Annotated in this window: 12 protein-coding genes; 10 read left to right on the top strand and 2 right to left on the bottom strand. The window is 73.4% G+C overall.

Annotated features, from left to right (window positions below; all coding sequences use genetic code 11):
* Positions 1 to 223: 223 nt before the first annotated feature.
* The gene (locus tag ABZ624_RS04355; protein ID WP_360082468.1) at positions 224 to 1,246 is read right to left on the bottom strand and encodes a Gfo/Idh/MocA family oxidoreductase; all 1,023 of its coding nucleotides are present in this window, start codon (positions 1,244 to 1,246) and stop codon (positions 224 to 226) included.
* 130 nt (positions 1,247 to 1,376) lie between these two features.
* Between ABZ624_RS04355 and ABZ624_RS04360 the strand changes: the two genes are divergently transcribed.
* From ABZ624_RS04360 to ABZ624_RS04400, 9 genes are all read left to right on the top strand, one after another.
* On the top strand, positions 1,377 to 2,114 hold the full coding sequence (locus tag ABZ624_RS04360; protein WP_360083183.1) for a GntR family transcriptional regulator: 738 nt from the start codon (positions 1,377 to 1,379) through the stop codon (positions 2,112 to 2,114).
* Positions 2,115 to 2,279: 165 nt separating this feature from the next.
* Complete coding sequence (locus ABZ624_RS04365) at positions 2,280 to 3,284, top strand: sugar ABC transporter substrate-binding protein (RefSeq protein WP_360082470.1); 1,005 nt, start codon at positions 2,280 to 2,282, stop codon at positions 3,282 to 3,284.
* Positions 3,281 to 4,309 (top strand): ABC transporter permease, encoded by a 1,029-nt coding sequence (locus ABZ624_RS04370; protein ID WP_360082472.1) that lies wholly within the window; start codon positions 3,281 to 3,283, stop codon positions 4,307 to 4,309. Before ABZ624_RS04365 ends, ABZ624_RS04370 begins: the two co-directional genes overlap by 4 nt.
* The gene (locus ABZ624_RS04375; protein ID WP_360082474.1) at positions 4,306 to 5,076 is read left to right on the top strand and encodes an ATP-binding cassette domain-containing protein; all 771 of its coding nucleotides are present in this window, start codon (positions 4,306 to 4,308) and stop codon (positions 5,074 to 5,076) included. The genes ABZ624_RS04370 and ABZ624_RS04375 overlap by 4 nt, the downstream gene beginning before the upstream one ends.
* Before the next feature lie 118 nt (positions 5,077 to 5,194).
* Positions 5,195 to 6,340 carry an ROK family glucokinase gene (locus tag ABZ624_RS04380; protein ID WP_360082476.1) on the top strand — a complete coding sequence of 382 codons (1,146 nt, stop codon included), beginning with the start codon at positions 5,195 to 5,197 and terminating at the stop codon, positions 6,338 to 6,340.
* On the top strand, positions 6,337 to 6,918 hold the full coding sequence (locus ABZ624_RS04385; protein ID WP_360082478.1) for a sugar kinase: 582 nt from the start codon (positions 6,337 to 6,339) through the stop codon (positions 6,916 to 6,918). The genes ABZ624_RS04380 and ABZ624_RS04385 overlap by 4 nt, the downstream gene beginning before the upstream one ends.
* Before the next feature lie 109 nt (positions 6,919 to 7,027).
* Positions 7,028 to 9,889, top strand: coding sequence for an SNF2-related protein (locus tag ABZ624_RS04390; protein WP_360083185.1), 2,862 nt, complete (start codon positions 7,028 to 7,030; stop codon positions 9,887 to 9,889).
* A gap of 887 nt (positions 9,890 to 10,776) precedes the next feature.
* Positions 10,777 to 12,726, top strand: a complete 1,950-nt coding sequence (locus ABZ624_RS04395) for an SWIM zinc finger family protein (protein ID WP_360083187.1) — start codon at positions 10,777 to 10,779, stop codon at positions 12,724 to 12,726.
* A gap of 346 nt (positions 12,727 to 13,072) precedes the next feature.
* A complete protein-coding gene (locus tag ABZ624_RS04400; protein ID WP_360082480.1) occupies positions 13,073 to 13,789 on the top strand; it encodes a VC0807 family protein in 717 nt (238 codons plus the stop codon).
* A gap of 151 nt (positions 13,790 to 13,940) precedes the next feature.
* Here ABZ624_RS04400 and ABZ624_RS04405 read toward each other — a convergent pair whose 3' ends face one another.
* Positions 13,941 to 15,518 carry a Na+/H+ antiporter gene (locus tag ABZ624_RS04405; RefSeq protein WP_360082482.1) on the bottom strand — a complete coding sequence of 526 codons (1,578 nt, stop codon included), beginning with the start codon at positions 15,516 to 15,518 and terminating at the stop codon, positions 13,941 to 13,943.
* 406 nt (positions 15,519 to 15,924) lie between these two features.
* Between ABZ624_RS04405 and kdpF the strand changes: the two genes are divergently transcribed.
* Positions 15,925 to 16,014, top strand: coding sequence for a K(+)-transporting ATPase subunit F (gene kdpF / locus ABZ624_RS04410; RefSeq protein WP_360082484.1), 90 nt, complete (start codon positions 15,925 to 15,927; stop codon positions 16,012 to 16,014).
* Positions 16,015 to 16,032 lie beyond the last annotated feature (18 nt).

The following is a 16,032-nucleotide window of genomic DNA, read 5'->3' on the forward strand; positions in this document are numbered from 1 at the left end:
GCCGGGCCACACCAGCGGCCCAGCCCGAAGAATCCCCCGGCGCCGCCCCGCCGGGGAGGCGGCCCGTGCCACGGGCGCTCGGCCGACGGCGGCGCCGCGTTGCCGTCGCCTGGGGCGGCGTGGTCGTCCGCGTTACGCCGACGACCGGTGGCATGGCCCGGTGCGGTCGTCCGAGTCGGGCGGTCGTCGCGGTGCCGTCGCCCGGCCCGTGGCCGTGTCGTGGTCAGCCGTCGGACGGGCGTGGGCGGTTCGGGATGTCGGTGAGGGGCACCGGGCGCCGCTCCCGTCGGGAGACCTCGCAGGCCTCGGCGATCCGCAGCGCCTGCAGGGCCTCGTGGCCGTCGCACGGATTGGGGCGCTCGCCGCGGATCACGTCCACGAAGGCGTTCAGCTCCGCCTCGTACGCGGGCCCGAACCGTTCCAGGAAGCCGGTCCACGGCTTGTCCGCGGGCGGCGGTCCGGTCGGTTCGGTGGACGCGAGCGGCGTACGGTCGTCCAGGCCCACCACCACCGTGTCCCGTTCCCCGGCCAGCTCCATGCGCACGTCGTAGCCCGCGCCGTTCAGCCGGGTCGCCGTCGCCGTGGCGAGCGTGCCGTCGTCCAGGGTGAGCAGTACCGCGCCCGTACCGACGTCCCCGGCCTCGCGGAACAGCGGGAGGCCGCCGTCCGAGCCGGTGGCGTACACCTCGGCCGCCTCGCGGCCCGTCACCCAGCGCAGCACGTCGAAGTCGTGGATCAGCGTGTCCCGGAACAGCCCGCCGGACAGCGGCAGCCACTCGGCCGGGGGAGGGGACTGGTCGCAGGTCATCGCGCGCACGGTGTGCAGCCGGCCGAGCCGTCCCGCGCGCACGGCCTCCCGGGCGCCGGCGTATCCCGCGTCGAAGCGCCGCTGGAACCCCATCTGCAGAATCGTTCCGGCCGTCTCCACCTCGGCGAGCGCCTGCAGCGTGCCCGGCAGGTCGAGTGCGATCGGCTTCTCGCAGAAGACCGGCAGGCCCGAGCGGGCCGCCCGGCCGATCAGTTCGGCATGGGCCGGTGTCGCCGTGGTGATCACCACCGCGTCCACCCCCCACGTGAAGATCTCGTCCACACCCGGCGCCGCCGTCTCGCCCAGCCGGTGCGCCAGCGCCTGCGCCCGCGCCGGATCCGCGTCCGTCAGGATGAGCGATCCGATCTCGCGGTGGCGGCTGAGCGTTCTCGCGTGAAGGGTGCCGATGCGGCCCGTACCGATGACCCCGATGCGCATGGAAACAAAGTGAGGGCGGACCCCGCACCCTGTCAATGCATATGTCCGGACAATCGGACTACACAACTTCCCGTCAACCGATCACAGGGCTACGCTCGGGCTCGTGCCGAAACCAGATGTGGACCCGACCGTGTCGCTCGACCTCCGTGTGGACCGTAGCTCCCCGGTGCCGCTGTACTTCCAGCTCTCCCAGCAGCTGGAGGCCGCCATCGAGCACGGCAGCCTCACCCCGGGCAGCCTGCTGGGCAACGAGATCGAGCTGGCCGCACGGCTCGGCCTGTCCCGGCCGACCGTCCGCCAGGCCATCCAGTCCCTCGTCGACAAGGGACTCCTCGTGCGCCGCCGCGGCGTCGGTACCCAGGTGGTGCACAGCCAGGTCAAGCGCCCGCTGGAGCTGAGCAGCCTCTACGACGACCTGGAGGCGGCCGGCCAGCGCCCCACGACCAAGGTCCTGGTCAACACCGTCCTGCCGGCCTCCGCCGCCGTCGCCGCCGCGCTCGGCGTCCCCGAGGGCAGCGACGTGCACCGCATCGAGCGGCTGCGCCTCGCGCACGCCGAGCCGATGGCGTACCTGGTCAACCACCTCCCGCCCGGCCTGCTCGACCTGGACACCGGCCAGCTGGAGGCCACCGGCCTGTACCGGCTGATGCGCTCCGCCGGTATCACCCTGCACAGCGCCCGCCAGTCCATCGGCGCCCGCGCGGCCACGGCCGCCGAGGCCGAGCGGCTCGCCGAGACCGAGGGCGCCCCGCTGCTCACCATGCAGCGCACCACCTTCGACGACACCGGCCGCGCGGTCGAGTTCGGCGATCACACCTACCGACCGACGCGCTACTCCTTCGAGTTCCAGCTGCTCGTCCGGCCCTGACGCACCCACCGGTTCGTCGCAATGTCCGGACAATCGCACGGGGTGGGTGCTCCCTGCCGCGTCACGAGTGTTCCCTGTGTTTGATACTGGAGCGTTTGGGGCTGCCGGGGCGTCCGGCAGTCCCTCTCGTCCGTCGGAGCAGGAACACAGAAGGGGCACTGCCGCGTGGCACGGTTTCGGACCTGGGCAGTCATCGCGCTGACAGGGGCACTTTCGCTGTCCCTGGGGGCGTGCAGCAGTACCGGGGGCAAGCGGGCCGAGGACGCCCGCAAGGCCGCCGCGGCCCAGGGGAGGGCGGCGGTGAACACCCCGCGCTGGACCTTCGCGATGATCACCCACTCGGGAGACGGCGACACCTTCTGGGACATCGTGCAGAGCGGCGCCAAGCAGGCCGCCGTCAAGGACAACATCAACTTCCTCTACTCGCACGACGACGAGGCCCAGCAGCAGGCGCAGCTGGTGGACGCGGCGGTCGACAAGAAGGTCGACGGCATCATCGTCACCCTCGCCAAGCCGGACGCCATGAAGGCCGCCGTGGCCCGCGCCGAGAAGGCCGGCATCCCGGTCATCACCGTGAACTCCGGCTCCGCCGAGTCCAAGGCCTTCGGCGCCCTCACCCACATCGGCCAGGACGAGACGATCGCCGGCGAGGCCGTCGGCGACGAGCTCAACAAGCGCGGGAAGAAGAAGGCCCTGTGCGTGCTGCACGAGCAGGGCAACGTCGGGCACGAGCAGCGCTGCGACGGCGTCGCCAGGACCTTCCACGGCGCCCTGCAGAAGCTCTACGTCAACGGCACCAACATGCCCGACGTCCAGTCCGCCATCGAGGCCAAGCTGCAGGCCGACGGCTCCATCGACTCCGTCGTCACCCTCGGCGCGCCCTACGCGGACACCGCCGTGAAGGCCAGGTCCGACGCCGGCAGCAAGGCCGAGATCGACACCTTCGACCTCAACGCCAAGGTCGCGGCCTCGCTGAAGGACGGCACCCTCGGCTTCGCCGTGGACCAGCAGCCGTACCTCCAGGGCTACGAGGCGGTCGACCTGCTGTGGGCCTACAAGTACAACGGCGACGTGCTCGGCGGCGGCAAGCCGGTCCTGACCGGCCCGCAGATCATCACCAGGGCCCAGGCGTCCGCGCTGGCCGCGTACACCGAGCGGGGCACCCGATGAGCACCCCCGTTGATGAAAGGATTCTTCAGACCTCGCCGCTGAGAAGGCTGCTCGCACGGCCCGAACTGGGCTCGGTCGTCGGCGCACTCGCCGTCTTCGTCTTCTTCGCCCTCGCCGCCGACGGCTTCCTGCGCGCCGCCAGCCTCAGCACGGTCCTGTACGCCTCCTCGACCATCGGCATCATGGCCGTACCCGTGGCCCTGCTGATGATCGGCGGCGAGTTCGACCTGTCGGCCGGCGTCCTGGTGACGTCGTCGGCGCTGATCTCGTCCATGTCCAGCTACCAGATGACGGCGAACACCTGGGTCGGCGTCGGCGTGTCCCTCCTCGTGACGCTGGCCGTCGGCGCCTTCAACGGCTTCCTGCTCACCCGCACGAAACTGCCCAGCTTCATCGTCACACTGGGCACGTTCCTGATGCTGACCGGCATGAACCTCGGCTTCACCAAGCTGATCGACGGCACGGTCTCCACCAAGACCATCGCCGACATGGAGGGCTTCCCGAGCGCCCACGCCGTCTTCGCCTCGACCCTCACCCTCGGCGGCGTCGACTTCAAGGTCACCATCCTGTGGTGGCTGGGCCTGGTCGCCCTCGCCTCCTGGATCCTGCTGCGCACCCGCGCCGGCAACTGGATCTTCGCCGTCGGCGGCAACGAGGACGCGGCGCGCGCGGTCGGCGTCCCGGTCGCCAAGACCAAGATCGCCCTCTATATGGGCGTCGCGTTCGGCGCCTGGATCTCCGGCCAGCACCTGCTCTTCTCCTTCGACGCCGTCCAGTCCGGCGAGGGCGTCGGCAACGAGCTGATCTACATCATCGCGGCCGTCATCGGCGGCTGCCTGATCACCGGCGGCTACGGCAGCGCGATCGGCTCCGCCGTCGGCGCCCTCCTGTTCGGCATGACCAGCAAGGGCATCGTCTTCGCCGAGTGGAACCCCGACTGGTTCAAGTTCTTCCTCGGAGCGATGCTGCTCCTCGCGACCCTGCTCAACGCCTGGGTCCGCAAGCGCGCGGAGGCGAGCAAGTGACACTGGTGGAGCTGACCGACGTCAGCAAGCGCTACGGCACCGTCCGCGCCCTGGAAGGCGTCTCCCTGGAGGTCCACGCGGGCGAGATCACCTGCGTCCTGGGCGACAACGGCGCGGGCAAGTCGACCCTGATCAAGATGATCGCGGGCCTGCACCGCCACGACGGCGGCACGCTGCGCATCGAGGGCGAGGAGACCCACTTCGCCTCCCCGCGCGAGGCCCTGGACCGGGGCATCGCCACGGTCTACCAGGACCTGGCCGTCGTCCCGCTGATGCCGGTCTGGCGCAACTTCTTCCTGGGCTCCGAGCCCCGCAAGGGCGTCGGCCCCTTCAAGCGCCTGGACACCGGCCTCATGCGCCGCACCACCCGCGAGGCACTGCACCGCATGGGCATCGACCTCCGCGACGTCGACCAGCCCATCGGCACCCTCTCCGGCGGCGAACGCCAGTGCGTGGCGATCGCCCGCGCGGTCCACTTCGGCGCGAAGGTCCTGGTCCTGGACGAGCCGACGGCGGCACTGGGCGTGAAGCAGTCCGGTGTGGTGCTGAAATATGTGGCCGCGGCACGTGACGAGGGCCTGGGTGTCGTTCTCATCACCCACAACCCGCACCATGCGTACCTGGTGGGCGACCGCTTCGTCCTCCTGCGGCGAGGCACCATGGTGGGCAATTACACACGGGACGAGATCACGCTGGACGAGCTGACCCAGCAGATGGCGGGAGGATCGGACCTGGACGCTCTACGCCATGAACTGCAGCGTGGTTGAAGGGTCGCGGGGAACCGCGCGGCCAACCGGAACGGACCCGCACCCGGCCACGACCGGGCACTCCCAGCCACCTGCCCCGCGCAGCACTCAGCGTGAGGGTGCGGCACAATCGAGCCCGATGAGCACCTACCGCGACCTCACCGCCCCCATCGGCTCCCGCCGAGCTCCCGTCCTGCGAACAGTGGGCACCAGGGAACGCCGGTCACACCTGACCGCCCCCCGTGTCCCCACGGTCGGCATCGACATCGGCGGCACCAAGGTCATGGCGGGCGTCGTGGACGCCGACGGCAACATCCTGGAGAAGCTCCGCGCGGAGACCCCGGACAAGTCCAAGAGCCCCAAGGTCGTCGAGGACACCATCGTCGAACTGGTCCTGGACCTGTCCGACCGGCACGACGTGCACGCGGTCGGCATCGGCGCGGCCGGCTGGGTCGACGCCGACCGCAACCGTGTGCTGTTCGCCCCCCACCTGTCCTGGCGCAACGAACCGCTGCGCGACCGCCTGAGCGGCCGCCTGTCCGTGCCGGTCCTCGTGGACAACGACGCCAACACCGCCGCCTGGGCGGAGTGGCGCTTCGGCGCGGGGCGCGGTGAGGACCACCTCGTCATGATCACGCTCGGCACCGGCATCGGCGGCGCCATCCTGGAGGACGGCCAGGTCAAGCGCGGCAAGTTCGGCGTCGCCGGCGAGTTCGGCCATATGCAGGTCGTCCCCGGCGGCCACCGCTGCCCGTGCGGCAACCGCGGCTGCTGGGAGCAGTACAGCTCGGGCAACGCGCTGGTCCGCGAGGCGAAGGAGCTGGCGGCGGCCGACTCCCCGGTGGCCTACGGCATCATCGAGCACGTCAAGGGCAACGTCGACGACATCACCGGCCCGATGATCACCGAGCTGGCCCGCGAGGGCGACGCCATGTGCATCGAGCTGCTCCAGGACATCGGCCAGTGGCTCGGCGTCGGCATCGCCAACCTCGCCGCCGCCCTCGACCCCTCCTGTTTCGTCATCGGAGGTGGCGTCTCGGCCGCCGACGACCTGCTCATCGGCCCGGCCCGGGACGCCTTCAAGCGCCATCTCACCGGCCGCGGCTACCGCCCCGAGGCCCGCCTCGTCCGCGCCCAGCTCGGCCCCGAGGCCGGCATGGTGGGCGCCGCCGACCTGGCCCGGCTGGTCGCCCGCCGGTTCCGCCGGGCCAAGCGCCGCCGGGTGGAGCGGTACGAGCGCTACGAGCGGTACACCCAGGCCCGCCGCACCCGGGACACCGCATGAGCGCGTCGCTGCCCCGCCAGGCCGCCCCGCCGGACCGGCCGCATCGCACCGCCGAGACACCCCGGCACAAGGTCCGGCGCCGCGTGCTCACCCTGCTGATCATCGGCCTGCTGATCGGCATGCCGGCGCGCTACCTGGTGATCGCCGCCAACCTGAGCCGCGACAGCGGCAAGGACAAGGAGGCGAAGTACTCGGCGACCGGCCTGACCCCGGGCTGGCCGTCGAAGGTGCAGATCCGCCTCTACCAGGTGCCCGTCCCACGTCCGGCCGACGACATCGCCTCCTACGAGACGAACAACTGGAAGACCAGCCGGCTCTACGTGCAGTTCCGCACCAACGACGCCGGCCTGGACAGCTTCCTGCAGACCATGGGCGCACGCCGGGAGCAGCTGAAGAAGGGCGACATCGCCATCGGCACCCGCGACCAGAAGGTCAGCGGCTGGCACTTCACCGGACCCGGCCGCTGGTGGGGACTGACCCACGAGCAGAAGAACCCGGCGCCGACCCAGGACGTGATCGTGAACCTGGCCGACCCGAAGAACCCGATGGTCTACGTCGTCTCCCGCACGGTGCCGTGAGCAGCGGCCCCGGCCGGTCTCCGGGGCCGGTTGTCAGACCCCGCCCGTAGAGTCGAAGACGTCTGATCCGACACACGGGCGGGAGGTGGCAGGACGTATGGCAGAGCGGATGAACGGCGGCACGGCCGCGGTGGCCGAGCGCACGGGAGGCTCCGGCCCGGCCGGGAACCCGGCCCCGGTGCGCCTCGCCTCCGTCTACCTGCCCGCGCCCCTCCCGCGCGAGGGCCGCATCGCCTTCTGGGACCCCGACGGCGGCCCCGTCGAGGGCGACACCGCCGAGCTCACGGTCGTACGACGCCATGGTGCCGGGGTGCGCCGCCGGCAGGTGCCGGCGCTGACCCTGCCGCTGACCGAGGCCCTGCCGCTGCTGGTCCGGGCCCGCCGCGACCCGGCCGCCCATCCGGCCACGGCCTGCTGGGGCGCCGCGGCGCTGCACGCGCTGCGGCTGGTCGCGCGCGGCCGCCTGCTGCCGGGCCTGACCCCGGGCGGGCACGACGCCTGGCGGGCCGGACCGCTGGGGCCCGACGACATCGCCCACGCCCGCGCGATCGCCGCGGCCCTTCCCCCCGAGGGCCACGCGGTGCCCCTCCCGGACCCGGGGCCGCTGCGGCTGCCCGAGCCGGAGGCCCTGGTCCGCCACTTCCTGGACGCGGTCGCCGACACCCTGCCCCGCACCCCGGCCGCCCCGTTCACCTGCGGCCGGCCCTTCGCCGCCCAGGAGCCGGTGGCGCTGCCGCAGGCCCATGAGTGGGCGGCCGAGGTCGCCGCCGGCATGGACGCGGGCGTGCGGATCTCGCTCCGCCTGGACCTGTCGGCGTACGACGTCTTCGACGCCGCCCCGGCACCGGACGAGGGCACCCCGCGGGCCACCGGCCCGAGGAACGCCGGCGCCGCCGTCGTGCAGGTACACAGCCTCGCCGACCCCACCCTGGTGGCCGACGCGACGGCCCTGTGGTCGGGGGAGGCCGACACGGCGTTCGGGCCCCGCGCGCGGGTGGACGCCGCCCTCGCCGTGCGGCGCGCGGCACGGGTGTGGCCGCCCCTGGACCGGCTCGCTCACCAGGACGTGCCCGACGTCCTCGCCCTCTCGGAGGACGAGCTCGGCGAACTGCTCGGCGTCGCGGCCACCCGGCTGGCCGCCGCCGGAGTCGCCGTGCACTGGCCGCGGGACCTCGCCCGCGACCTCACGGCCACCGCCGTGGTCCGCCCGGCGCCCGGCTCGGCCACCGACGGCACCGGCTTCTTCGAGAGCGAGGACCTGCTCCGGTTCCGCTGGCAGCTGGCGCTCGGCGGGGACCCGCTCAGCGACGCCGAGATGGACACCCTCGCCGAGGCCCACCGCCCGGTCGTACGGCTGCGGGACCGCTGGGCGCTGGTCGACCCGGCCCTCGTCCGCAAGGCCCGCAAACGCGAACTGGGCCTGCTCGACCCGGTCGACGCGCTGTCCGTCGCGCTCACCGGCACCGCCGACGTCGACGGCGAGACCGTCGAGGCCGTGCCGGTCGGCGCGCTGGCCGCCCTCCGCGACCGGCTCACCGCGGGCCTGCGCCCCGCCGACCCGCCCGCGGGCCTCGCCGCCACCCTCCGCGACTACCAACTGCGCGGCCTGGCCTGGCTGGACCTCATGACCTCCCTCGGCCTGGGCGGCTGCCTCGCCGACGACATGGGCCTCGGCAAGACCGTCACCCTCATCGCCCTGCACCTGAAGCGCGCCCGCCCCGAACCGACCCTCGTCGTCTGCCCGGCCTCCCTGCTCGGCAACTGGCAGCGGGAGATCACCCGGTTCGCGCCCGGCGTGCCCGTCCGCCGCTTCCACGGCCCCGATCGCACCCTGGACGGCCTGGCCGGCGGCTTCGTCCTCACCACGTACGGCACCATGCGCTCCACCGCGGCCCGCCTGGCCGACCAGCCCTGGGGGATGGTCGTCGCCGACGAGGCCCAGCACGTGAAGAACCCCTACTCGGCCACCGCCAAGGCACTGCGCACCATCCCCGCCCCCGCGCGCGTGGCGCTGACCGGTACCCCGGTGGAGAACAACCTCTCCGAACTGTGGGCCCTGCTCGACTGGACCACCCCCGGGCTCCTCGGCCCCCTGAAGTCCTTCCGCGCCCGGCACGCGCGAGCGGTGGAGAACGGCGAGGAGGACGCGGTGGAGCGCCTGGCCCGCCTGGTACGGCCGTTCCTCCTGCGCCGAAAGAAGTCCGACCCCGGCATCGTCCCCGAACTGCCGCCCAAGACCGAGACGGACCACCCGGTGCCGCTCACCCGCGAACAGGCCGCGCTGTACGAGGCGGTGGTGCGCGAGTCGATGCTGGCCATCGAGACGGCCGAGGGTATCGCCCGCCGGGGTCTGGTCCTGAAGCTGCTGGGCGCGCTGAAGCAGATCTGCGACCACCCGGCGCTGTACCTGAAGGAGGAGACACACCCCGACCGTCTCGTGGCCCGCTCCGGCAAACTCGCCCTGCTGGACGAACTGTTGGACACCGTCCTCGCCGAGGACGGCTCGGCGCTCGTCTTCACCCAGTACGTCGGCATGGCCCGCCTCATCACCGCCCACCTGTCCGCCCGGGCGATCCCGGTCGACCTCCTGCACGGCGGCACACCGGTCCCGGAGCGCGAGCGCATGGTCGACCGCTTCCAGGACGGCGAGACCCCGGTCCTCGTCCTGTCCCTGAAGGCGGCGGGCACCGGCCTGAACCTCACCCGCGCGGGCCATGTCGTCCACTTCGACCGCTGGTGGAACCCGGCCGTCGAGGAACAGGCCACCGACCGCGCGTACCGGATCGGCCAGACCCAGCCCGTCCAGGTCCACCGCCTGGTCACCGAGGGCACGGTCGAGGACCGCATCGCCGAGATGCTCGCCGCCAAGCGTGCCCTGGCCGATGCCATCCTCGGCTCCGGCGAGGCGGCCCTCACCGAACTGACCGACCGCGAGCTGTCCGACCTCGTCTCCCTGCGGAGGGCCGCATGACAGCCCCCGCCCCCCGCCCCGGCGACGCCGCCCGCCGCGCCCTGCGGGCAGCCCGGGAACGGGCCGAGGCCGAGCGCTCGGAGCAGGCCGGGGGCGCGGCACCGGAGGGAACGGACGCGCCGCCGCCGGCGGCGGTTCAGGACGTGCCGGGCGTGACCGCGGGCTCGGATCACGCCGGTCCGGGCACGTCCGACCGGCAGGGCCGCCCCGGACCGGGCGCCCCGAAGGGGCCGGCCCAGGCCGGACCCCGTGCACCGCAGGGGCCGGTTCAGCGCGGCTCGGGTGCGGAGAGGGGGCTCGAGGAGCGGGTCGAGCTGGTGGGGAGGGTGGCTGAGAGGTTGGTTCAGCGCGGGCCGGGCGCGGTGGAGGGGTCGGCGGAGCCGGTGGAGAGGGGGCTCGACGACACGGCTGGGCGAGGGGAGAGGACGCCCGAGAGGTCGGTTCAGGGCGCGTCGGAGGTGTTCGGCGGGTCGGTTCGGGGCGGCGGGGAGGCGTCGGAGCCGGAGGGGGCTGTGGGGCTAGCGGCGGGTGTTTCTGAGGGGGCTGTGGGGCTAGCGGCGGGTGTTTCTGAGGGGGCTGTGGGGCTAGCGGCGGCTGTTTCTGAGGGGGCTGTGGAGCGAGCGGCGGGTGTTTGCGAGGGGGCTGTGGAGCGAGCGGCGGGTGTTTGCGAGGGGGCTGTGGAGCGAGCGGCGGGTGTTTCCGAGGGGGCCGTAGAGCGAGCGGCGGGCCTCTCCGAGGGGGCCGTGGAGCGAGCGGCGGGTGTCTGCGAGGCAACCGTCTCCGGCGCGGCGGGGACGACGGATGCGCCGGCCGAAGCGGCACCGGGACGGCCGTCGACCACCGGCCCGAGGCCCGGCGACGCGGCGCGCGCGGCGCTCCGGGCCGCGGTGTCCGCGCGGCGGAGCGAGCGCGAAGCTCCGACGGCTGCTGCCCCGCCACCGAACCGGGGTGACGACACGGTACAGCCGGCCTCCGCTTCCCCCGTCGCCGCTTCGGCGCCGGCCGGCGCGAGGATCCCCGGTCAGGACGGCTTCCCGGACCATGTCGGGACCGTGTCGCGGGCCCGCTCCGAGAACCCTGCGGGCGGCCGTCCCGCCGACGCCGCCAGGGAAGCGCTGCGCGCGGCCCGGCGGGAGGCGCCGCGTGCGGAGGAGCCGCGTGGTCGACACCAGGCGCCCGCCACGGGAAATCCCGGCTCGCCGGCGCCGCGCACCGGTTCGATGTCCGGTTCGGACGCCGCCTCCGGGGCCGCCCGGCTCAGGACCGCCCAGGACATACGGCACTACCTGGCGAACGCCTTCCGGATGCCGACCTGGTCGGACACTCCAGAAGACGACACAGGCACCATCGGAACCGGCGACACCGGCGACACCACCGAGACCACCGCGGGCGCCGAGCCGTGCCCCGTGTCCGTCTCGACCACGTCCCCGCACACACCGCTCACCGACTCCGCCGAGCCGCGCCCCACGCCAGCCGTCCGCGCCGGGCATCCCGCGCCCACCGAGCCGGCCACCCCGCACACGTCCCCCGAGACAGTCACCCCCGCATCCCCCCACGTGCCGCCCACCATGGCCACCCCCCACCGCGACACCGAACTGCGGCGTACGTTCGCGGCGTTGGCCTCCCGTGAGGCCGGGAAGGAAGAGGTGCCGTTCGCGGCGACCTGGTGGGGCAACGCCTGGGTGGAGGCGCTGGAGCAGGGTGCGCTGGATCCCAGGCGGTTGGCGCGCGGACGCGGGTACGCGGACCAGGGCCACGTGGACGCGATCACCGTCACCCCGGGGCACGTGCTGGCGTACGTGCGCGGGAGCCGCCCCCGGCCGTACCGGGTCCAGGTGCGGGTCCGCACGCTGGAGGACGAGGACTGGGCGCGGTTCCTGGACGCGGCCGCCGACCTGCCGGGGCACATCGCCGCACTGCTCGACAAGGAGCTGCCGCACGCGCTCGCCGACTGCGGGGTCCCCCTGCTGCCCGGTCCCGGAGACCTCGTCCCGCGCTGCAGCTGCCCCGACTCCGGGCATCCCTGCAAGCACGCGGCGGCGCTCTGCTACCAGACGGCACGGCTGCTCGACGCCGACCCGTTCGTGCTGCTCCTGCTGCGCGGCCGGGGCGAGAAGAACCTGCTCGACGCGCTGTCCCGGCGCAGCGCCGCCCGTGCGGCCCGCGCCGCCCAGGAGCGCCGGCCGCAGTCCCTGCCCGGCGTACGGGCCACCGACGCCCTGGCCCCGCGCGCACTCCCGCCGCTGCCACCGCCGTTGCCGGCACCCCCGCACCCCGAGCAGCCACCGGTGTATCCGGCGGCACCCGGCGGTCCGGACCCCTTCGCGCTGGACCAGCTGGCGACCGACGCCGCCGCCCGCGCCCATGCGCTGCTCGGCACCGGACGCGACCCGGTGGGCGAGCTGACGCTGTGGCAGGACGCGGTGCGCCTGGCCGCAGCCCGTCCCGGTTCCGGCCTCACCGCCACCACCCGCACCCTGTACGCCGAGCTCGCCACGGCCGCGGAGCGCACCCCGGCCGACCTCGCCCGTGCCGTCGCCGCCTGGCGCCAGGGCGGGCTCGCGGGGCTGGCCGTCCTGGAGGAGCCGTGGGATCCGCCGGCCGGCCGCTTCGACCGGGCCCGCCCGTTGCTGCTCGCCGCCGACCTGCCGGCGTTCCGCCCTTGGCGCAACCGCCTCACGCACCCGCGCGGCCATGTCCAGCTCCGCCTGGGCCGCGACGGCCTGTGGTACGCCTACGAGTCGGAGCCCGGCCACGACGACTGGTGGCCCCGCGGCACCCCGGACCTCGACCCCGTGGGCGCGCTGACGGGCCTCGGCACCCCGGACGCCACCTGACCGGGGGCCGCATCATGCGCGCGATGCACGACGGGGAGCACCACTTCGGGAGGAGCACCGACCACGCGGGCGGCCCCGGCCCGGCAGATGTGGCCGCTGTACGCGGCGCGCATCACCGCTCATATCGCCCCCGCCGACCTCCCACGCGCACCGGCGACGCCGCTGGGCCCGTGGCGCCGGCGCTTGCCAAAACGGATCTTGTTCGTGAATGATCACGCCCGGCGGGGCGTGCTCAGCCGTCGATGTGCCTCTGGCCCGTCTCACCGCCGTACACCCGCCTCAGCGCAAGGCGACCGCTTTCATCAGCAGGAAATTCCAGGGGGGAACCATGTCTGCTCAGGATGCCATGAGCACGTCAAGACCGGAGACGTGTGCGGCGCAGGGGGAGGAGCGCCCGCTGCCGCCCGCCCGCTCCCGGGGCAGTGCCATGGGCGGCTGGTTCCTCACCATCGCACTGAACGCGGCGGCGCCGATTCTCACGTACAACGCCCTGCGGGATCAGGGGTGGAGCGAGTTCGCCGCGCTGCTGGTGAGCGGTGTCTGGCCGATGCTCGACAGCGCCGTGCACCTGGCGTGGCGGCGCCGCCTCGACGAGTTCGCCGTCGTGACCCTGGTGTTCCTGGTCATCACGGCTGTCGTCTCACTCGTCGGCGCCCACTCGACCCGGGTCCTGCTGCTCAAGGACTCGGCCATCACCGGGCTCTTCGGCCTGCTGTGCCTGGCGACGCTGCTGGCGCCGCGACCGCTCATGTTCTACTTCGGCCGCAAGTTCGCCACCGACGGCAGCGCCGCGAGCACCGCCTGGTGGAACGGCCTCTGGCAGTTCGAAGGCTTTCGCACGACCGTGCGGACGATGACGACGGTCTGGGGCGTGGCCTACTGCACCGAGGCGGTGGCCCGCGTCGCGCTGGCCTCCGTGCTGAGCACCGGCACCATGGTGACCCTCAGCCCGGTCCTGATCTACGGCGTTCTCGGCAGCCTCATCCTGTGGACGACGCTGTACGGCAAGCGGGCAGGGCGCAGAGGCGAGGAGCGCACCGCCGCGGCCGCCGCCCAGGGGTAGGGCGCGGACCGAGCCGTGAGGTCCAGCCCCGGCGAACCGGCCGGCCACGCCGTCGGCCGGTCCCGCGCCATCGGCGCCCGCCTGCGCCGGCGCGGCATCCGGCCACACCGTTGACGGCGTCCACCGCCCGCACGCAAGCCCTGGGCCCTGTCTAGGCATCCGTCAGCCGGGCCTCCTCCAGGTCCAGCGCGCGCTGCAGTCTGCGGCGGGTGGTGTCGCTGATGGCGTGGGCGTCGTAGAGCCGCTGGAGTTCCCCCGTCTCGACGGCGATCAGGTCGCGCCGCAGCTGGCGGTAGACCAGGTCGGCGGACTCGGTGGCCGTGCCCTCGGTGCCGTCGCTCTCGGCGAGGCGGTCGCGGGCGTCGTCGAGTCGGGCGGTCAGGCCGCGGCGGAGCCGGTCCAGGACGACGTCGGGTACGACCTCCAGCTCCGCGAGCTCCTCCAGGCGGGCGAGGCCGGCGTGGGCGAGATGGGCGCGGGCTCGGGCCTCCTCACGTGCGGTGTGGGCGGGCTCCAGGGCGATGCCGGAGGCCCGCACGACCGGGGCAAGGGTGAAGCCCTGCCCGACCAGGGTGACGACGACGACCGAGGTGGTCAGCACCAGTACCAGCGGGCGGTCGGCGAGCGGGGTGCCGTTCCGGGCGACCTCGGGGATGGACAGGGCGGCGGCCAGCGGCATCACCCCGCGGGTGCCGGCCCAGGTGAGGACCATCGGCAGCCGCCAGTTCATACGGCTGACGCCGCCCCTGCGCTGCACCACCGCGGACAGCGGCGCCAGCCACAGCAGGCGTACCGCGACGAGCGTGGCGGCGACCGCGAGGGCGTACAGCGGCCAGGACCGGTCGCCGTGGGCCAGGGCCCGCACCTGCGCGGGCAGCGCCAGCCCTATGAGGCTGAACACCACGCTTTCCAGCAGGAACACCACCGTGCCGTACACGGCGTGCAGCTGGAGCCGGATGCGGGCGTTGGTGAGCCGGTCGCCGCGGCCGCCCAGGATCACCCCGGCGACCACGCACGAGGTGATGCCGGAGGTGTGCGCGGCCTCCGCCAGCAGATAGGAGGCGTACGGGGTGACCAGCGCGATCACCGTCTCCAGTACCGGGTCCTCGGTACGGCGCCGGATCAGGGTGATCACTCCGGCCACCGCCGCCCCGATCACCGTGCCGCCGCCGGCCAGCAGCAGGAACTGACCGCCCGCCGCACCCCAGTTCGCCGCCGTCGCCGCGACCGCGATACCGGCCGCCACCCGGACCAGCACCAGCGAGGTCGCGTCGTTGAACAGGCTCTCCGCCTGCACCAGGACCTGGACCCGGGGCGGCAGGGCGAGCCGGCGGCCTAGCGCGGTGACCGCGACCGGGTCGGTGCTGGCCAGCACGGCCCCGAGGACGAAGGCCATCTGCCAGGACAGGGGGGTCACGAACGCCGCCACCGCCCCTACGGCGGCAGCCGAGGCCAGGACCAGACCGATCGCGAGGATACCGACCGGTTTCCACACCGCCCGCAGCTCCCGCCACGGCATGTCCTCGGCGCTCGCGTACAGCAGGGGCGGCAGCACCACGAGCCCGATGATCTGCGGGCTGATCTGGATCTGCGGGGTGCCCGGCAGCAGCGCCACGGCCAGACCGGCGACCACCAGCAGGGAGGGAGCGGGAATGCGCCACCGGCGCGCGAAGGTGGCGACCACCGTGGCGAGGACCACGAGGGCGAGAACCGTACCGACGCTGCGCATGCCGTCCCCCTGGGATTGCGGAAGCCACCCTGGCCTCCGGCCGACCAGACTTCCCGGCACACCTGCCCTCACCCTATAGGGCCGGGCCACGTCAAGACAGTGTCAAGGTCGTCCGATCGCCGCCGATGTGCGGGAGACGGCCGCCACCGAGCCGGGCACGCGGGTCACCGTGCTGATCCCCGGGCCCGAGCCCGAACGTCCCGTAAGAGCCCCGTCAAAGCCGTACGGACCGCCGTAAGAGAGCCGTCAACGACGACCGGATCCGGCCACAGGGGCGGTTTCCTCGAACCGTCCGTTTCCACCGCACCTCACTCCAGGAGTTCACGATGGCCGATCTGGCCTTCGTCGTCACCGTGCTCGCGGGTTTCGCGCTGGTGGCCCTCGTCGCCAAGGGGGTGACGAAGCTGTGACCGCCGAGCACATCACCGGCCTGGTCGTGGCCGTCTCCCTGCTGGGCTATCTCGTCCTCGCCCTGATCTTCCCGGAGAGGTTCTGACCGTGACATCAGCTGCCT

The sequence above is a fragment of the Streptomyces sp. NPDC007205 genome, assembly GCF_040634095.1.
GTDB lineage: Bacteria > Actinomycetota > Actinomycetes > Streptomycetales > Streptomycetaceae > Streptomyces.